Annotated in this window: 15 protein-coding genes; 3 read left to right on the plus strand and 12 right to left on the minus strand. The window is 63.7% G+C overall.

What is annotated here, in order from left to right; genetic code table 11:
• Positions 1-19 precede the first annotated feature (19 nt).
• Genes V8F63_RS15140 through V8F63_RS15160 form a run of 5 tightly spaced genes read right to left on the minus strand, consistent with a single transcriptional unit; the run spans position 20 to position 4,511 of the window.
• A complete protein-coding gene (locus tag V8F63_RS15140) occupies positions 20-1,027 on the minus strand; it encodes a tannase/feruloyl esterase family alpha/beta hydrolase (RefSeq protein WP_392355111.1) in 1,008 nt (335 codons plus the stop codon).
• On the minus strand, positions 1,024-1,596 hold the full coding sequence (locus V8F63_RS15145) for a tannase/feruloyl esterase family alpha/beta hydrolase (RefSeq protein WP_392353930.1): 573 nt from the start codon (positions 1,594-1,596) through the stop codon (positions 1,024-1,026). The genes V8F63_RS15140 and V8F63_RS15145 overlap by 4 nt, the downstream gene beginning before the upstream one ends.
• 32 nt (positions 1,597-1,628) lie before the next feature.
• Entirely contained in the window at positions 1,629-2,669 is a 1,041-nt protein-coding gene (dmpG, locus tag V8F63_RS15150) for a 4-hydroxy-2-oxovalerate aldolase (protein ID WP_392353931.1), read from the minus strand.
• A gap of 1 nt (position 2,670) precedes the next feature.
• Positions 2,671-3,612 carry an acetaldehyde dehydrogenase (acetylating) gene (locus tag V8F63_RS15155; protein WP_392353933.1) on the minus strand — a complete coding sequence of 314 codons (942 nt, stop codon included), beginning with the start codon at positions 3,610-3,612 and terminating at the stop codon, positions 2,671-2,673.
• A complete protein-coding gene (locus tag V8F63_RS15160) occupies positions 3,609-4,511 on the minus strand; it encodes a fumarylacetoacetate hydrolase family protein (protein ID WP_392353934.1) in 903 nt (300 codons plus the stop codon). The genes V8F63_RS15155 and V8F63_RS15160 overlap by 4 nt, the downstream gene beginning before the upstream one ends.
• A 103-nt stretch (positions 4,512-4,614) precedes the next feature.
• Between V8F63_RS15160 and V8F63_RS15165 the strand changes: the two genes are divergently transcribed.
• Positions 4,615-6,312 (plus strand): tannase/feruloyl esterase family alpha/beta hydrolase, encoded by a 1,698-nt coding sequence (locus V8F63_RS15165; RefSeq protein WP_392353935.1) that lies wholly within the window; start codon positions 4,615-4,617, stop codon positions 6,310-6,312.
• Positions 6,313-6,709: 397 nt separating this feature from the next.
• Here V8F63_RS15165 and V8F63_RS15170 read toward each other — a convergent pair whose 3' ends face one another.
• Positions 6,710-7,993: a tannase/feruloyl esterase family alpha/beta hydrolase gene (locus tag V8F63_RS15170; RefSeq protein WP_392353937.1), complete on the minus strand. Its 1,284-nt coding sequence runs from the start codon at positions 7,991-7,993 to the stop codon at positions 6,710-6,712.
• 578 nt (positions 7,994-8,571) lie between these two features.
• Here V8F63_RS15170 and V8F63_RS15175 point away from each other — a divergent pair.
• Both V8F63_RS15175 and V8F63_RS15180 read left to right on the plus strand, forming a co-directional pair.
• Positions 8,572-10,596, plus strand: coding sequence for a TonB-dependent receptor (locus V8F63_RS15175; RefSeq protein ID WP_392353938.1), 2,025 nt, complete (start codon positions 8,572-8,574; stop codon positions 10,594-10,596).
• Positions 10,593-11,024 carry a TonB-dependent receptor gene (locus V8F63_RS15180; protein ID WP_392353939.1) on the plus strand — a complete coding sequence of 144 codons (432 nt, stop codon included), beginning with the start codon at positions 10,593-10,595 and terminating at the stop codon, positions 11,022-11,024. Before V8F63_RS15175 ends, V8F63_RS15180 begins: the two co-directional genes overlap by 4 nt.
• Positions 11,025-11,940: 916 nt before the next feature.
• Here the strand turns inward: V8F63_RS15180 and V8F63_RS15185 are convergent.
• The 6 genes from V8F63_RS15185 to V8F63_RS15210 all read right to left on the minus strand — a co-directional run bounded on the left by V8F63_RS15185 (position 11,941) and on the right by V8F63_RS15210 (position 19,291).
• Entirely contained in the window at positions 11,941-12,837 is an 897-nt protein-coding gene (locus V8F63_RS15185) for a CIA30 family protein (RefSeq protein WP_392353940.1), read from the minus strand.
• Positions 12,801-13,475, minus strand: a complete 675-nt coding sequence (locus V8F63_RS15190) for an amidohydrolase family protein (RefSeq protein WP_392355112.1) — start codon at positions 13,473-13,475, stop codon at positions 12,801-12,803. The genes V8F63_RS15185 and V8F63_RS15190 overlap by 37 nt, the downstream gene beginning before the upstream one ends.
• Positions 13,476-13,740: 265 nt before the next feature.
• Positions 13,741-16,089 carry an amidohydrolase family protein gene (locus V8F63_RS15195; protein ID WP_392353942.1) on the minus strand — a complete coding sequence of 783 codons (2,349 nt, stop codon included), beginning with the start codon at positions 16,087-16,089 and terminating at the stop codon, positions 13,741-13,743.
• Positions 16,090-16,262: 173 nt separating this feature from the next.
• Positions 16,263-17,234 carry a gamma-glutamyltransferase gene (locus tag V8F63_RS15200; RefSeq protein ID WP_392353943.1) on the minus strand — a complete coding sequence of 324 codons (972 nt, stop codon included), beginning with the start codon at positions 17,232-17,234 and terminating at the stop codon, positions 16,263-16,265.
• The gene (locus V8F63_RS15205) at positions 17,155-17,991 is read right to left on the minus strand and encodes a gamma-glutamyltransferase (RefSeq protein ID WP_392353944.1); all 837 of its coding nucleotides are present in this window, start codon (positions 17,989-17,991) and stop codon (positions 17,155-17,157) included. The genes V8F63_RS15200 and V8F63_RS15205 overlap by 80 nt, the downstream gene beginning before the upstream one ends.
• 4 nt (positions 17,992-17,995) lie before the next feature.
• On the minus strand, positions 17,996-19,291 hold the full coding sequence (locus tag V8F63_RS15210) for a dicarboxylate/amino acid:cation symporter (protein WP_392353945.1): 1,296 nt from the start codon (positions 19,289-19,291) through the stop codon (positions 17,996-17,998).
• Positions 19,292-19,360 lie beyond the last annotated feature (69 nt).

Raw genomic sequence — 19,360 nt, forward strand, 5'->3', positions numbered from 1 at the left:
GGACGCCGAAACCGCAACGTCAGTCGCGCGGCGCCCAGTTCCAATCGACCCGCTCGTCCGCCTTTGCGGCTGGCGTGGTCGTCCCCGCCCAGTTGGCGGCGTCGTTCACATCCCCCTGCCCCGTATAGCGCGGCATTTGCGGATAGGGCGTGAGCGGCAGCGTGCGCTTGACCTGACCATCGGCGATCTGCGTCGCCACGATGCGATCGGGCGCCTGATCGCGCTCGACCCAGGCCATGATCGGCCCCAGCATGTCGAACTGATTGGGCGCGTCGCCGCCGCGACAGTGGAACATGCCGGGGACCATGAACAACCGCGCCCAGTTCCCCACGGCGTCGCCGCCCTGCCGTTGCCGGACCTGGGCGTAGAAATCGATCATGTTGATCGGCGAGACCGTCGCATCAGCGAAGCCGTGATAGATGATCAGCTTGCCGCCGCGCGCTTCGAACGCCGTCAGATCGGGCGCCTTATAGGGGGCGACGGAGTCATAGACGGCGGCCCACGTCTCAAGCCGCTCGACATCCCGATCAAAGTCGAAATCCCAGATCGTGTAGTCGGGCTCGGGATTCTGATCGAACGCCAGGAAGCGGACGTAACCTTCGGCCAGGCCTGCACGCGCCTTGGTTTCCCAGGACAATTCGCTGCCGAACATTCGTCCGCTTGGGGCCAGGCGCCGTCCGGCGCTGTTGCGCGGTCCGTCATAGAGCCGCTGAACCGCCAGAACCTGTTCGGCGTCCAGACAGGCCGCCCGCTCCCCGTCGGCGCAGGCCAGGGTCCGCACGTCGAAATCGCACATCCGCGGATCCGTCAGGATGCCGTCCGCCGCGCCGTCCAGCGCGTCGCATCTATCCATCACCGCCTTATGCAGCAGCGTCAACGCCGGGGCGGGAAGGACCTCCGATCCATCTCGCCGCAGCAACTGGCGCGTGTCCCACAGGTTGGCGATGCCTCCCTGGCGAGCCGGAAAGGCCGGGTCGCCGGCGATGACGCCGTCGAACGCTTCGGGCAGATACTGGGCGATGCTCAGGGCTTCACGACCACCGGTGGAGCACCCCGGAAATAGCTGTAGTCCGGCGCTCGCCCGTAGAAGGCCTCCACCACCTTCTTCGCCGTCACGGCGACGACCTCGGAAGAGCGACGCCCGTAGTCGCGGCGCATCTCCAGACTCTCGCCCCAAAGCGGATCATTGAGCACGGAGCCGACATGACCCATGTTCTGGGCCGCGACGGCGAAGCCCATGCGCTGGGCGTCGGCGAAATTCTCAACCGGCACAGTGCCGCAGAAGCCGCCGCAGCCGGTCTGGAAATAGCGCCCGTTCCAAGCCTCGCCGAGGGGCAGCCGCACTTCGAACTGAATCTGCGGCATGATCACGCCGTTGACCTTGCAGAAGGGCTTTTCGCCGTTCGCCGCCTCGTCCAGCGTCGCGGACAGGATGGTGGCGGGCGCATCTGCGGTTCGGGTCAGATCCAGCCGCGCCAGGGCCGAGCAGGCGGCGGCCGGATCGGCCGCGGCGCCGAGGGCTCCATCGCTTGCGCCAGCGTGCTGGTCGACGCTGCGCCCAGCCAGAAGGCGGTTCCCACAAGGCCGGTGATCCAACGGCGCATTCTTATTCCCTCCACTCTTGAACCCTAGACCGGCGCCGCGACGTCGCGACCGTTCGCCAGATCCAGGGCGACGTCCACGATCATGTCTTCCTGACCGCCCACCATCCGCCTGCGCCCCAACTCCAGCAGAATCCGCCGCACGTCCAGACCGTGATCCGCCGCCGCCTTTTCAGCGTGGCGCAGGAAGCTGGAATAGACCCCCGCGTAGCCGAGGCTCAGCGTCTCGCGATCCACGCGAACAGGACGATCCTGAAGCGGCCGCACCAGGTCCTCCGCCGCGTCCATCAGTTTGAACAGATCCGCGCCGTGATCCCATCCGTAGAGATCGGCGGCGGCGATGAAGACCTCGAGCGGCGCATTCCCCGCCCCCGCCCCCATGCCGGTCAAGGAGGCGTCCACGCGCATGGCGCCGTTCTGCACCGCCGCGATCGAGTTTGCGATGCCGAGCGACAGATTGTGATGGGCGTGGATGCCGCGTTCCGTCTCGGGCTTCAGCACCCGATCATAGGCCTGAAGGCGAGCGGCCACGTCATCCATGGTCATCGCGCCGCCTGAATCGGTGACATAGACGCAATGGGCGCCGTAGGCTTCCATCAGCACGGCCTGGGCGGCCAGCGGTTCCGGCGCGCTCATGTGACTCATCATCAGGAAACCCGCGACATCCATGCCGAGGTTGCGGGCGTATTCGATATGCTGCTTCGACACATCCGCTTCGGTGCAATGGGTGGCGATGCGGACGGAGCGAACGCCGAGATCATAGGCCCGCTTCAGGTCATGGACCGTGCCGATCCCGGGAAGAAGCAAGGTCGTGAGACGAGCATGGCGGACCACCTCAGCGACGGCTTCGATCCAGTCCCAATCAGTATGGGCGCCGAAGCCGTAGTTGAAGGAGGAGCCCGACAACCCGTCGCCATGAGCGATCTCGATTGCATCCACCTTGGCTTCATCCAGGGCGCGAGCGATCGCCCGGACATGGTCCAAGCCATAGCGATGCCGGATGGCGTGCATGCCGTCGCGCAGGGTGACGTCCTGGATATAGAGCTTCTTCGCTTCAGTGGTCGTCATCTTACGCAGCCTCCTTCTCGGCGCGCGCCAGAACAATGCGCTCGGCGGTTTTCAGGGCGGCCGATGTCATGATGTCCAGGTTGCCTGCGTAGGCGGGCAGGTAGTGCGCCGCGCCCTCCACCTCGAGGAAGACGGTCACCTTGAGACCGGTGAAACGCGCATCCAGGTCGGGGATGTAGAGCGGATCGTTGTCGCCGATCGTCTCGAACTGCACCGCCTGCTTCAGACGATAGCCGGGCACATAGCTCTGGACCTCGGCGACCATGGCCTCCACCGAGGCGCGAACCTGCTCGGTGTCCGCTGCGTCGCACAGGCAATAGACGGTATCGCGCATGATCAGAGGCGGCTCGGCCGGGTTCAGAACGATGATGGCCTTGCCTCGTCCCGCTCCACCGACCGCCTCAATGGCGCGGGAGGTCGTCTCCGTGAACTCGTCGATGTTGGCGCGCGTGCCCGGCCCCGCCGACTTGGAAGCGATCGACGCCACAATCTCGGCGTAGCGCACTGGGCTGACGCGATTGACCGCCGCGACGATCGGGATCGTCGCCTGGCCGCCGCAGGTGACCATGTTCACGTTCGGCGCGTCCAGATTGGCGTCCAGGTTGACCGGCGGGATGGTGTAAGGGCCGATAGCCGCCGGCGTCAGATCGATGACGGTCTTGCCCAGCGCCCTCAGCTTGCGATCGTGCTCTGCGTGGGCGCCGGCCGATGTCGCGTCGAAGACAATCTGAATCTGATCGAAGTCAGGCATGGCGATGAGGCCGTCGACCCCATCCGCAGTCGTCGGCACGCCCAGGCCTTCGGCCCGCCTCAGTCCGTCCGATTCTGGATCGATGCCGACCAAGGCGCCCATCTCCAGGCCCTTCGACAGACGCAGTATCTTGATCATCAGATCGGTGCCGATATTTCCCGACCCTATAATGGCGACCTTGGTTCGGCTCATGCCGGTTCTCCCACGCGAAACTCCACAGATCCGAGCCCCTCGATCGTCGCCCTGACGTGCATCCCCGGCGCAAGGGCGACCATGGGACCAAGCGCTCCAGTCAGAACGATATCGCCGGCACGCAACGGCTCGCCATGCGCGGCCAGCGTCCGCGCCAGCCAGGCGGCGGCGTTCAACGGATGCCCCAGGCAGGCGGCCCCGACGCCTTCAGAGGCGAGGCGGCCATCCAACTCCAGCGTCATGGCGGCCGAGGCGAGATCCAGCCCCTCCAGGGGTCTGACCTGCCGGCCCAGAACGTAGAAGGCGGAAGACCCGTTGTCCGCGACGGTATCGGCGAAGGTGATCTTCCAGTCCGCGATGCGGCTATCGACGATCTCGATCGCAGCCGCAACGCCGCCGACGGCTGCTGCGACATCCTCCGGCGAGGCGTCGGTTCGATCCAGGTCCCGCGCCATGATCAACGCAACCTCGGCTTCGGCCTTGGGCTGCAGGACGCGAGCCCATTCCAGCGCGCCGCCGTCCTCAAGCTGCATGTCGGCGAACAGGACGCCGAAATCCGGCTGATCCACGCCGAGCTGCCTCTGAACAGCTTCTGCGGTCAGGCCGATCTTGCGCCCCACAACCCTTCGACCCTCCGCGCGCCAAAGCTGCGTGTTGATCGATTGAACCGCATAGGCCCCTTCGATGTCCGTGGGCGCCAGAATGTCCTCAGCGGCGCCGTCGGCGAACCCGCATAAGCAGCCCGTAGCCGCGCTGCGGCCGCATCGTGGAGTGTCGGCATCTCTCTCAAATCTCGCGCAACTTCTGCGAGCCGTTATCGCGCCCATGGACAGGAGAAGCGATGGCGAGATCCCCCGACCTCTCAATCTTTGGGAGCGGCCGCCGCCCTCGTCCGCCAAAATTCATAAGACGCTGGAGCGCCTCCCAGATTTTGTATGATATTATGATCATCATGCTTCAATATCATCTGCAGGCCCTCCTTGGGCGAAGGATTCGCCCCCTTTGGGCGGCGCTCACAGCAGCAGCGCCGGCACGGCCCTCAGGCGAAAACATGACGTCTCGGAAGATGAAATTGGACGCCTGAAACAATCGCCGCTTGGTTGGAGAGTTAATATGAATGCACTTTACGCCGCACTCGGCTCAGCTCTGTTGTTACACTCGACTGCTGCCGCCCAGACGCCTCAAAGCGACACCCCCACATCCCAGCTGGACGCGCAGACAAAGGGGGTCGTTGACTGCGCCGCAATCCAAAGAATGGACTTCTCTGGACTGTCTGAGGCGCCCACGTCGATCACCAGTGCCAACGTCGTCAAAGCTTCGGGGAATTTCAAAGAATACTGCGAGGTCAACGGCGTGATCGCCCCCCAGATCTCGTTCACGCTTCGCCTTCCCACCGAAAGCTGGAATGGACGCTACTTCCAGGCGGGCTGCGGCGGCCTGTGCGGGGACATCAGAATGGACCGGTGCGAAGTCCCACAAGCGAGGGATTTCGCTGTCGCCGCACACAACATGGGACATGTCGGCCATTTCTGGTCAAACGCCATGTGGGCGGATGTTCCTGAACTGCGTGCCGACTACGGCAACCGATCCACTCACGTCGTCGCCGTTGCTTCTAAGGCCATCATCGCAGCCTATTATGGTCAGCGACCGGCGAAGAACTACTTCCAAGGTTGCTCGACAGGCGGTCGAGAAGGCATGAACAGCGCCCACAACTATCCCGGGGATTTTGACGGCATCATCGCCGGCGACGCCGCCTATCCGGTGCGCCAGGGCGCGATCATGAACAACTGGGCCGCACAGATCCTGCTCGACACTCAGGATCGCGAAATTTTTAGTGATGAAAGCAAGGCCGTCCTACACCGCGCCGTCCTCGAAGCCTGCGACAAGCTCGACGGCGTGGCCGACGGCATTCTGTCGGACCCTCGGCTGTGCCGCTTCGACCCGCGCACGACCGCCTGCACGGAAGGAAACAACACTAACTGTCTGAACGAAGCACAGGTTCAGGCGGCGATGGCGATCTACAACGGCCCCAGGAACTCCCGCGGCGAACGCCTCTCGCCCGGGGGCTACCCCTACGGCAGCGAATTGAGCTGGCGCGGCAAAGGAAATCTCGAGGTCGCGACCACTTCGCTCCGCCACCTTGTGTTCGCTGAGCCTCGCCCCGATTTCCACTACAGGGACTTTGACTGGGACAACGATATCGCCGCAGTCGAGGCGCAATCGGCTCTTCTCGACGGCATCCCGCCGCGGGTCGCCCCGGACTATGCCGCGTTTCATGCGCGCGGCGGCAAGATGATCGCTTACCACGGTTGGGGCGACGGGATTCCGCCGACCAGCTTGCTCGACTTTTACCAACGGGTTTGGGAGAAAGAGGGAGGACTGGACGCCACGAGAGAATGGTTCCGTGTCTTCATGGTGCCGGGAATGGGTCATTGCCGCGGGGGCGACGCGCCGAACACTTTCGACTTGCTTACCGAAATCGTTGCCTGGGTCGAACATGGACAGGCGCCTGACGGCGTGATCGCAACGCAGTACAACGATGATCAGAGCGTGAAGCGGACGCGCCCTCTCTACGCCTACCCAACCCTCCAGGCCTATAGCGGCCAAGGCGACGTGAACGACGCCGCCAACTGGCGGCCAGCTCCGCCGAAGAGCGCTCCCGATGACAAGATCGACTGGATCTGGGCACCGAAGAACTAACCTAAAGACCGGTGAGAGAGAGAGAGAGAGATCCCACCAGCCCCCTTGCGCCCCGTTCCCTGACCCGGAGCGGGGCGCAGTTGTTTGCGCCGCGCGATATTTTCTGCCGGCCTGACCAGCGACCTTTCGCGGCGGATCAGCAGCCCCCGCCGCCGCATTGCGGATCGCTTCCGTACCGTCTCACCACTCAATCCCGCCTCAAGGCCTGTAGCTCCGCACCGCCGACGGCAGGACATGGGCTACAGGCGTCATGCAGCGCCTCCCTGCAAGGCCGGCGGCAGTTTCTCCCGGCGCGCCGCCTGTCTCAGACGGATCGGAACCCAAGTCGTCCGAACGTGACGCAAAAGAAAACGCCGCCGCATGGCTGCGACGGCGTCCTCTTAAACTTGGTGCGGTGTTAGTTGGGCTCGGGCGCCCAGATCCAGTCGACGAGATCGTCGGTCGCTTCGGTCGGGACCTTAGGCTGCCAATTTTGCGCATCGTTGACGTCGCCCTCGCCATCGTACTGAGCCACCGCAGGATAGGCATAGAGCGGTCGCGTCCGCTTCACGCTCCCGTCCTCGTTGTACTGCGTGGCGACGATCCCGTCAGCAGGAACGCCCTGCTCGACCCAGGCTACCATCGCGCCGAGGACATCGAACTTATCAGGCGCGTCGCCGCCTCGACAATGGAACATCCCCGGCACCATGAAGACCCTGAACCAGTCACGCGTCTCGTCCAATCCGCCATGGCGGCTATGCACCTGTGCGTAGTAGTCGAGCGTTCCGACCGCGGGCACGCCGGGGTCCCACCACCCATGATAGAGGATCAGCTTGCGACCAGCCTGATGGAAGGCTGCGAGGTCCGGCGCAGTTCCGACCGGCATGACGTCGAACTCAGCCACCTGAGGCTCGACCGCCGCTACGTCGCTATCCCAGTTGAAGTCACGGTAGCGGAAGTCAGCCCGCTCTTCGCCGAAGGCCAGGTTACGCAGGGTGCCCTCAGAAATGGCGATGCGGCTTTTGCCGCCGCCATAGGCGCCGCCGCCCCAGGCGAGTTCGCTCCCCAGCGCTCGTCCGCCAGGCGTCAGACGCTGACCGCTGCTGTTTCGGGGGCCGTCGTATAGCGCGATCGCAGCAGCGAGCTCTTTCGGCGTCAAACAATCACTGCGATCCGCCGAAGGTTCGCAGGCGATAGTGCGGGGATCGAAGCTGCATTGACGTGGATCCATGAGAATCCCGTCCACCACCCCGTCCAGGTCGTCACACTTCGCCATAACGGCGGCGTGCAATCCCTGCAGCTTGGCATCCGAGAAGACATCATTGTCGTTCTCATCCATCAGATGTTGAGCATCCCAGGTATTGGCGATCGCACCCTGACGGATCGGCATGGCGAAATCGCCGCCAATAACGCCATCAAAGTCGTCCGGGTAATACTGCGCGATCTGAACCGCCTCACGTCCGCCCGTCGAACAACCTCTAAAGTAACTTTTCGCCGCATCCTGCTTGTAGTAAAATCCAATAATAGTCTTCGTGACGACAGACATCGCATGGGTGGATCGGTGAGCAAAGTCCGCACGTTGTTGCGGATCCTGCGACCAGGTCTGGGCATCCCAGGGACCGCTGCCCTGGTGTCCCATGTCGTGCGCCGCAATCACGAAATCGCGCGCCAATGCGTCACCGCAATAGTCGTCGGTTTTCAAAACCGCACATGCCCCCGCATCCGGTCTGGAAGTAGCGCCCGTTCCAGGTTTTTGTCGGCAGACGGATCTCGAAACCGATCTTCGGAGCGATTGTGCCCTCGACCTGGCAATACTCGTTATAGCGATCTGATCCCGAGACGATTTTTACGGATGAGATGGTTGTCGGGGCCCCGGCGATCCCGGAAAAATCAGCCTTCTCCAGGTCACCGCAGGCGATTGCCGCGTGAATCTGCGCATCGAGGCCTGCAATCGGCCGAACGCTCGCCGGAGCCTCAGCCCATGCCGAGCTCGCAGCGCCCAGACCTACGAACAGCAGTGTAGTTAGCCTCAACATTCCACAGTACCCATTCCCTTAGGACGACCCTCAATGTCGCCACATTACCGAACTACGGCAAGAATTTACGTATGACAATCATACATACATGATCTCTCCTCCGAGTTTGCTCGAATTTTGAGAGACCGCTCCATTTCCAACATGCCCGCCGCTTGAAAGGCAGCCTCCAATAAGATTGTATGACCATCATACATAAACCAAGCGACTTTGGCCGATAAAGGCCTCGACCAGGGGAGGAATTAAGATGCGACTGAGTAAGATTCCGAAAGCGTTCTGGATTTGCACGACCTCGGCGGCAGCCGTTCTATCGACACATGCCGCAGCACAAACCGTTCCGTCTCAAGAGGAAGACGCGGCGTACTCGGTCGACCAGATCGTCGTGACGGCGACGAAGCGCGGAGAGGTGTCGCTGCAAAAGGTGCCCTCAAGCATCAGCGTTGTCACTGGAGCCGCCCTAGAACGCCAGAATGTCCGGTCGATTGAGGACTTGGCGCGCATGACGCCGTCGCTTCAGTTCGCCAAAGAAGGCGACAGTGATCTTCAACTTATCATTCGAGGCATCCAGTCGCCCGGCGCCAGCACCGTCGGCTTCTACCTCGACGAAACGGTAATCAATGGCGTCAACTTCGGCAGCGGCGGCGGCCGCACTCCGGATATCGGCGCCTATGATGTCGCGCGCGTGGAGGTTTTGAAGGGCCCCCAAGGCACCTTGTTCGGCGCAAGCTCCATGAGCGGCACTGTCCGCATTATCACCAACAAGCCGAACCCGAGCCAATTCGGTGGGCACGTCTCGGCCACAGCGAGCCAAACCCATGAAGGCGGCGTCAACTATGGCAGCGAGGCTGTCGTCAACGTGCCGTTGATATCCGATGTCCTCGCCGTTCGCGGCGTACTCTGGCAAGAGCACGGCGGCGGCTACATCGACGGATATTTCGGGCTGAACGGGGCCACCTTCGTCAAAGACTCCAACACCAGCGACAAGGTAGGAGGCCGGATCTCGGCCCGCTATACCCCCACCCCTAACCTCACGCTCGATGCCTTCTACACCCGTCAAGAGCCTCACCGCCGATGGCCCCCCTGGCGACACTCCCGAAGCATCGTCGGGCACGCTAGCGCCCATCAAGATCGTCAGCGGCGCCCATTCTTACGCGGCCTCATTGTTCAGCCCAGTCCCACTGCTGTGGCCGCCAGCCGTACATTTACCGATCCGGCCCGCCCCGAAGTCACCAACATCGTCCAAATCTATGGGGCGACCGGACAGTACGATACGCCGATCGGCAGCTTCACCGCCACCGCGTCTCAGTACGACCTTCTATACGATACCTCCTTCGCGCTCACTGGGAGCGGAGTGGCGTTTGGTCTGGTCGACGTGGGCCTCTATCGTTCAACCGGGCTTCTGCAGCCGCTCGGCCCCGTTCGTGGCGACCAGACGCAGGATCGCAGCGTGTTCTCGTCCGAAGTGCGGTACAACTCTCGCTTCAACGGTCCGTTCAATTTCGTCGTGGGCGGCTCCTACGCAGACGACCAGAAGAACGACGAAATCACCGTCAAAATTGCAGATCCTGTAACTGGCGTCTCGCTTTGTCGCACCCATGCAGAATGCATCGCCGACATCACCTCGCCCGGCGCCAGATCGCTCATCTACTCTACAGGAGGCGAAAATCGAGTTCGATCCGTCGCCTACTTTCTGAACGCCGACTACGAAATCAGTGAAAAACTCAAAGCGAGCGTTGGCATACGCCATTTCGAGGCGCGCCTACACAACATAGCGCTCACCAAACAAGCCTTTCAGGGGAGCATTCCTCCCGCCACACCGCCAGCCTATGGCGGACCGGTTCAGACCGAGACGGTCATCGGCCTCGACGCTCACAGCACCCAGAGCAAAATGACCTGGAGCGGGTCCCTCTCCTATCAGATTGATCCCGATAAACTGATCTATACCCGCGCTGGGACTGGTTTCCGAGAAGGCGGGATCAATAACTACAATAGCGCTGCGCAACTCGGCATCGTCATACCCAAGTTCTTTGGCCCTGATACGGTCCTCAGCATGGAAGGCGGTGCCAAGACCTCATGGTTTGATCGCCGCCTGACCTTGAACGCCACGTACTTTCACATGTTCTGGGAAGACATCCAGGTCCCAGGATCTTCACCGACAGGCGCCGCCGGCTTTATATCCAACGGGACGGATGCCAACATCAACGGCTTGGAATCGAAGCCATGTTGCGCCCCAATCCAGACCTCTCATTCAGCCTCGCTGCTACTTATATGACGGCGAAACTCGACAAAGATCAGCATATGCCTGATCTTGAGGAATTTCCCGAGCCGCCGCCGCTTGGCTTTGCTGGCGATCGAGTTCCAAAAATACCCAAGCTCACCCTCGCCGCTTCCGTCCAATACCACGTGCCCACTCCGATCTTCGAGAATGTGGAACTGTCTTTCGACGCGGGCCTCAACTACGTCAGCGGCTCTTACAATGCGTTCAATAATGGATTTGACGGATTCCGAGAAATTGGCGACTTTGCTCTCGTTAATCTTGGCATGAACTTTGACATCGGCCCCGCAACCATCCGCGCCTTTGTCACCAACGCCACCGACACGGCCGGCGCGATCGACTGGAGCGCCAGCACGACGAACGTAGCAATGCGAAGCACCAACCGACCACGCACAATCGGGGTGCTTGCACGCTACAATTTCTGACGGCGGGCGACGACGCAGACTAGAATGAGCGGGGCCGTCAGGGCGGTCCCGCTCAAGTGCCATCCCGAGGGACCGAGTACCGCGCGGCCTACCGCATCCTCTATCGCCCTCGTGAGCCCCCGCATTACACTGACGGCTAGCGTGATACTTCCGCCAATTGGACGAGACTAAACCGAACTGCGCTTAACCTCGGCGAGGATGATACACCAAGTGGCGAGCACACGTCACAGGCACCTTGAAAACCCCTGATACCTATCTTGTCAGAACTCAGGCTTTCTCGGCGCTTTACAGACGAACTTGGAAGCGGTGGCGCGAAACCCCTCAAAAGACCGCCTCACTCCCACTCGATTATATAAACCGACTTATCGGTCTGTTATTGCTTAATTTTTCAAATCCCAAAAAGCCCAAACCGTTCGCAGCACCGACAAAACTTAGTCATCTTGAAAACAATGAGAAAATATACTGATGTAACAAGTACGTCATCGCGACATCTTTCGATACATATTGACAACGCCACAAAGCTGACTAGCTAAAAAGTTTAGCTGACACCGACTAGAGAACCAGACTATCACAATATCATTTTCTTCAAATCGCTAGCCTTCAAAGAAATAACATATCGCGCTTCAGAGCGCATCCGACTCTTCACCGTCGCGACGCTTTCTAGAGTCAGCCGGTGCAACACTCAGGCCAGGGCCCTAAGGGTAATCGAATATCGCGCGCCGTCGCGATCACCGAGGTGGCCATTCTCAGAGCTGACCTGACCGGCGTGTGCGGAAACACTGACCAGAAAAGCTTGGCAGCCTTATATATAGCGGGCCGGCTCTACTTTGCCCCCGCCTCCGCATGTCCAGAAGGCTGTACAGGTTTTTTAAAAGGACGCGATCTTGCGCGTTTAAACGCCGGAAGCGATCGGGCCTCAGTAGAGCGCGACATTGTCGAGCTCGAGCCAAACCGCCTCGCCGCCTTCTCGGCTGGCTCTGACCGTCACATCGAAGAACAAAGCCTCTGTCTCAAGGGACCGCCTTGACGACCGAAAAGCCTCGAACGGAACATCAACGGTCCGCCATTCGGCATCCGCCACAACCTCGGCCAAGCTAACGCCGCCTGGGCCGCGCAGGCGAACCTGATAGGCGCCGCCGTCGCCTCGCACGTCGAAGCGCAAGCCCTGGTAGTCTGACAGGTCGACAGGCTCCACGCCGCCCCGGCTGAGCGGAAAGGTCACACCAGCGAAGGGATCGTCCTTATAGGCCATGCGCGCGGCCAGACTGAGATAATGATTGCGGCCAGCGTCCTGTACCAGCTGAGTTATCAGCTCAGTCCGCTCCCCGCCGCTGTCGAAATGATCCAGGCGCGCCGTGTCCAGCGCGGTGCGACGATCCGGCCGCTCGAAATCGTCGATCAGGCCTCCGATCGTGATCGCCGGCATCAAGGCCGGCGCGTCATCCCGCAGCGGTTTGCCCGCACTGTGAACCTGGCGTCCGTCGATGAAGACGCCATGGATGCGTCGCACGTCCGCGATGTCGCGCCAGGGCGTCCCGTCGATCAGGACCAGATCAGCGCGTTTGCCGACCTCGATGCTGCCTCTGTCGTCGTGCACGCCCATGGCCTTGGCGCTATTTGATGTGGCGGCCAGTAGGGCTTCAGTCGGGCTCAATCCAGCCTGGACCAGCAATTCCATCTCGCGGAGGGTCGCTACCCCGTGTGGCGTGCCCGGCATGCCGGCGTCTGTGCCCACGGCGATCAACACCCCCGCCTCGTGCAACCGGCGGACGTTGTTCAGCGCATGCGCGAACTTGCGCGTCTGCTGGCGCATTCGCGGCGTGTCCATATTCCGCGGCCGCGTCGCGCCCGGTTTGACCGGCTCGTAAACGGCCAAGGTCGGCGCATAGGCCACGCCCCCGCGCGCATCAGCTCGGCCGTCGCTGCGTCGACCTCCCGGTCCTGCAGGCTGTGGACAATGACGTCCACCCCTGCCCTAACCGCCTGGGCGCCCCGCTCCACTGTCACCGTATGTGTCACGACGCGCAGGCCGCGTTCGTGAGATGCCGCGACCAGTGCGCTGAGCACGCTCTCGTCCATGCTGCTGTTGTCCGCCGACAAGCCGTAACGCCAGCCGTCCGCGAACGCCTTGATGAGGTCAGGCGAATAGGCGGCGATCGCCTCGACGCCGGCGCGCGCTCCGTCCGGCGTGTTGACCCAGCGCGTGGTGTTCTGATCGGCCCAGTCGGCCCCGTGACCGCCCGGCGTGCTCATTCTGGCGGTCAGGTTGACGTGCGGCGAGACGAGGTTGGCGAGCCAGCGACGACGAGGTTCGAACGCTTCCGGCGGCTGGTGGAAATCGTTCACGGTCGTCACCCCCGCGGTGACATAGGCATGAGCGATAGACGGGGTGGCTGCCGGCGAACCGCCCGGCGTCCAATGGGTGTGCAGGTCAAAGAAGCCCGGCAGCAGCGCCTTCCCCGCGCGTCAACGACGGTCGCGCCAGAGGGCGCGCGTATGGTCGGGGCCACTTGAGCGATGCGGCCGTCGCGCACCAGAACGTCGCCCTGGAAAGGCGCGGCGCCGGTGGCGTCAAAGATGGTCGCGCCTACGATCAGCAGCGGCGACGCAGGGTCCGCCGTCCCGCCGCCCAGCCCCACAACCGCTGCGCAGGCGACAGCGACAAGACGTGCTCGCCTGCGCCAGATTCCGTTGCTCATGCGTCCGGTTCCTTCATTCATGGGCACGCCGCCTGCGAGACCCGCCGCAGCGGCCGGCCGGCCAGGTCGCCAGTGAGCCGCCCCTCAGACACCGCCATTCGGCCGTTGACGATGACGTGGCTCACGCCGGTCGCCGGGGCGTCCGGGTCGAGATAGGTGGCTCGCGGGGCGTAGTTGTCCGGGTCGATCACGGCGACATCGGCATAGGCGCCCTCCCCGATCCGGCCGCGCCCCTCGAGGCCGAAGAGGGCCGCCGTGCGGCCGCTCGAGCGGTGCACGAACGCCTGGGCGGAAAGAACCTCGCCCTCGCGGACATAACGATCATACAGCCGCGCAAAGCTGGCGGCGCGGCGGGGGTGGCCCGCCGAGGCGTCAGAGGCCGTCACCACCCAGGGACGCGCCATGAAGGCGCGGATATCCGTCTCGACCTGGTTGAAAGAAGCGATGGACGAGCCGCCGGCGCGAAGCTGTCGCAACGCCGCCTCGACAGGATCCACGCCCCAGTGAGTCGCGGCCTGCGCCAAGGTCTTGCCGCGCACCTCGTCCAAGGCGCCGGCCGTAAGCAGGATCGCGTCCGGCCCGCCGCGGCGGCGCAGGTTATCTTCCATGGCCGGCCGAATGCGCGCCATTTGCTCGGCGTCATTCAGGCGCGCGAGGAGTGCTTCGTCTCCATCCGCCTGGGCCCAGCGCGGCAGAAGTGCAGCGCCCAGCCCCGTGCCGGAGGCGTCCCAGGGATATTGGTCGGCGTGCACAGTCAGACCGTCCGCTTGGGCGGCCTCGATCTGCGCGATAACGGCCGGCGCCGCGCCGTGTACATCGACGCCCAGCGCCTTGATGTGGGCGATATGGACGGGAACGCCGGCCTTGCGGCCGATGTCCAGAGCCTCGCCCACAGCGGCCGCAAGGCCGATGCCATAAGAGGACTCGTCGCGCAGATGGGTGTCGTAAAAGCCGCCATGAGCCGCGACGGCCTTAACCACGGCGACCACCTCCTCGGTGGCTGCATAGCTTTGCGGGGCGTAGAATAGCCCAGTCGAGAGCCCTAGCGCGCCTTCGCACATGGCCTGGGCCGCGAACGTCGCCATCTGCGCCATTTCGGCGGCATCGGGCGCGCGATCCGCCTGGCCCATGGCCGCGCGGCGGAGGGTGCCGAAGCCGACATAGCTGGCCACGTTCGGGCCCGCCCCGCGCTGATCGATGCGCCGGAACAGGTCCCCCACTCCGGCCGAGGCGGACGTGCCGTCGTTGCCCACGAATACGGTGGTCACCCCTTGCATCAGAGCCGCTTCTACGCGGCGGCGCTGCGCGTCACGTGAAGATATGTCCGCCAGATAGTGGGTATGCGGATCAATGAAGCCGGGGACGACCCACTTGCCTTCGGCTGACACCTCGACATCGGCCTTCGCCCCCGATGGGGCCGCACCCACGAAGACGATTCGATCCTGTCTAATGCCGACATCTGCGCGGCGCGGGGGCGCATCGCTTCCGTCAAAAACGAGACCGCCGCGAATGAGGAGGTCATACGTTTGGGCCGCCGCCCCGCCCCCGCTCAGGACGACTACAGCGGCCGCCAATCCGAGTGTCCGAGATTTCATGCTCATCTTCTCAACGCGGCGCCAGAGCCTGCTCAAAATACTGCGCAAGCCGCTCCCGCACGGTCCGGGTGGCGGTCGCATTCGCAGGGACGGACTGGCGGCGGCGACCGGGATCGTCGAAGCTGTGGGTCGCGCCGGCGAAGCTGCTGAAGCCCACAGGAGCGCCAGCCCCGCGCCGGCGGCGAAAGTGCGGCAACGGTCGTGGCTGACTTCCTCGTCCGCCGTGCCGATGAAGATCTCTACCGGCGCATAGGCGCGATAGCCGCGTCGAAAGCGGTTCTGCAGCCCGCAACCGGGATACATGGACACCGCAGCGCGGAAGCCCAGTCGACGCATGTCGCCCGGCTTATCATCCGCCATGGCGGCCAGTACCGCGCTGCCTCCATTGGACCAACCCATCAAACCGACACGGTCGCCGTCCACGCCATCGAGGCTGCGCAGGAAGCGCAGGGCGCCATAGGCGTCCAGCGGACGAATAGTCACCTCATTCACGCTGGCCGGGCGCTGCGAATAGGTGCCGGCCGCGAAACCGCCCGGAAACCCTCTCGCCCCGAAACTATCGATGATCAGCGCATAATAGCCCCGACTGGCCCAGTACTCGGCCCAGTAGCGATGTCGGATCGTCAATGTGCTGGCGTCATAAACACCTTTGGCCAGGCTGGAGTAGGCGCCCGCTCGGCCATGCATGAGCACCACGGCCGGAGCCTTGCCGTTCCGCTCGCCCACAGGAACGTAAAGGTACCCCGTCAGTTCGGTGCGCGGCTTGTCCATGGAGCGAAAGACCACGCGCTCGGCCTGCGGCCGTGCCGAAGGGCGCGTCGCCGTGAGCCTCACCGGCTCCAGGCGATACTGTCTGTTGCGCCGCCGCCGGCGCCGCCGTTGCTAGAAGCAGCGCAGCCGTCAAACTCGATGCTTTCTTCAACTCATATCTCCCCGTGTTGAACTCAGTCAGCTGCGATGGCGGCCGCGTCGGGCCGTCGGCTGTCGGCCGCGCCCTCTAGCCCGCCGTCAGGTCGGATAAGAATGGACTGGACGCTGCCGATCGTGGAACGACGCCCGATCCGGTGCCCGCGCTGCGCAAGCAGGTCCGCCGTGTCGCCATTGAAGCCCGGCTCCACCTCCAGCTTTCCGCTGGCCCCGTCCTGGTGGGCCCGCGGCGCGTGGGTCGCCTGCGCCACTGTCATGTCATGGTCGATCATGTTGACAATGAGTTGGAACAGGCTGTTGGGGATGGTGGAGCCGCCCGGCGTGCCGGTGACCAGCCAAGGCTTGCCGTCGCGAAAAACAAGCGTCGGCGTCATGGTCGAGATCATTCGCTTACCCGGCTCCATGCCGTTCGCCCGCAGCGGCCGTCCATCAGGCCCCATCCTGCGATTGAAGTTCTTCATCTGGTCGTTGAGAAGGAAACCGGCGCCGTCGATCACCGCCCCCGAGCCATAGGACGCGCCCAGCGTATAGGTGTTGGAGACGACGTTGCCCTCGGCGTCCACGACGGAGAAATGGGTCGTGCTTTCGCCCTCGACCGACCACGGATCCAGCGGATGAAGCGCCGTCGGGGGCAGGGTTCGATCCGGCTGGATCAACCGCGCCCTTTGGTCCGCGAAGGCTTGAGAAACCAGCTGGCGGGTCGGCACCTCGCTGAAATCGGGATCGCCGATCCAGCGAACGCGGTCCAGCTGCGCCAGCTTCATTGCTTCGGCCATCAGATGAAGGGAAGCGGCCGTTCCAGCCCCGGCGCCCTTCAGGTCGAAGTTTTCTACGATATTCAGCATTTCCAGCAGCATGACGCCGCCAGACGACGACGGCGGCGTCGCCAAAACCCTGTAGCCGCGATAATCAGCCTCGATCGGCTCGCGAAATACGGGTCGATAGGCGGCGAGATCCGCCTTGGTGATCAGACCATTGTTTTTGGCCATGGAGGCGACGATCCGATCGGCCACCGCCCCGAGATAGAAGGCGGCGGCCCCCTTGCTCGATCTGCGACAGGGTCCAGCCGAGGTCCGGCTGCACAAAGCGCTCGCCGGCCGCATAGTCTGAGCCGTCCGCCTTGAGGAAGGCCTGCCGCCCGGCGGCGTAAGGCTCCCACATGGGCCGCGACCACGCCAGGCCCTCGGCTTCGTCGCGCGATAGAACCACGCCGTCCTCGGCCAGATGCCGCGCTGGCCGGACCACCTCGGCCCAGGGCAACCGCCCCCAGCGCCGATGAGCCGCCTCGAGCCCGGCAACCGTCCCCGGCACGCCCGAAGCGCGATACCCGCGGCGCAGATCAGTTGGATCGCCGCCTGCGCTCTCCGAAAACAGGCCGACGTCAGCCGCCATGGGGGCGATCGACCTGTAATCGACCACCAAGGTTTCGGCCGTCTCCGCAATATGCACCAGCATGTAGCCGTCCCCGCCCAGGTTCCCGGCGCGGGGGAGCGTCACCGCCAGGGCGAACCCGACGCCCACCGCTGCATCGACGGCGTTGCCGCCGCGCTTGAGGATGTCGGCGCCCACCTTGCTGGCGATGACATTCTGGCTGACTACCATGGCGCGCTCAGCGCGAACGGGGTGCTGAATCGCCCCATAATCCAGCAAGGCCGGCCGTGTCGTCGATTGGCTGTGCGCCGCGCTCGTCGACAGAAGAGCGGCAAGAAACGCGGCGAGAACCGGGCGAATGAAACGTTGGGCCACGGCGTTACTCCACCGGCTTGGCGACATAGGCCGCCATGTCGAGTTCATCTTCCCAGCGCGCGACGGCCACGCAGACCGACAGGTCCGAGGTGCAGTTCGGCACCGTGCGCAGCATGTCGAGCGGGCGATCGAACGGCAGAATGAAGCCGACGATCAGAGCAGTTTGCTCCGGCCCCAGACCGATCACCGACAGCACGGCCGCCAGCAGGAAGAGCGACGCCGACGGCACCGGCGCGGTGCCCAGGGCGACGAGCGTCGTCACCGCCATGATCGCCAGGTAGTCGGCCAGTTCCAGGTGAACGCCGAAAACCTGGGCCGAGAAGGTCGCCAGCAGCCCGACATACAACGCCGTCCCGTCCATGCTGAGCGTGACGCCCAACGGCAGCACCGTGGAGGCGACGGTCGGGCTCACGCCCAGATTCATCTGCGCCACTCGCATGGCGACTGGCAGGGTCGCAGAGGAAGATGAGGTCGAAAGGGCCACAACCACGGCATCGGCGATGTCCCGGAAGAACGGTAGGACCGGCAGGCGCGCCAGCAGGCGCAGCAGACCGCCATGGATGATGATCGTCTGCACTGCGCAGCCCAGGATGACGCAGAGCGCCAACTTGAAGATGCTGAGGAAGGCGCCGGGGCCGCTGGTCCCCACCACCCAGGCGATGAGGCCGAAGACGCCGAACGGCGCCAGCTCCATGACGAAATGGACGAGCCGAAGCATCAGGCTGGACGCTGAGTCGAAAACAGCCTTGAGCGGCCGCGCCTCCTCCCCCACCACCAGCAGGCCCAGCCCGAGCAGAAGGGCGAAGAAGATCACCGACAGAGTGTCCCCGGACGCAAGAGCAGCGATGGGGTTGATGGGTATGATCTCCAGCATGGCCTGGCCCAGAGGCTTGGCCTGATCGATCGTCTCGGGCGTCACCCCCGTCAGGTCGACCCCGACGCCGGGCTTGATCAGGGCCCCGAGGGTCAAGCCCACGGCCGACGCGACCAGCATGAGCCCCAGATAAAGCGCCAGGGTTCGACCGCCGATCCGCCCCAGGCGGGACGGGTCGGCCATGGAGGCCACGCCAGCGACCACCGACACGAAGATCAGGGGCACGACCAGCATCCGGATCAGGCGCACGAAGACGTCGCCCATCCACTTGAGGTTGACCGCCGATTCCCGCAGCAGCAGCCCCGCCGCCACGCCGCCTGCCAGGCCGATGAGGATGCGTCCCCACAGGGGAATGTCGAACCAGAAACGGCGCGCATATCGGCGCAGCCCGCCGCGACCCGGCGAAGCGGAGGAAAAATCGATCATAGGAACTCCTGGCGCGACCTCACGGCCTGGCAACAAGAAATCACAGGCCTTGCCGGACGTGCTGGCCGG

The organism is Brevundimonas sp. LF-1, assembly GCF_037055305.1.
GTDB lineage: Bacteria > Pseudomonadota > Alphaproteobacteria > Caulobacterales > Caulobacteraceae > Brevundimonas > Brevundimonas sanguinis.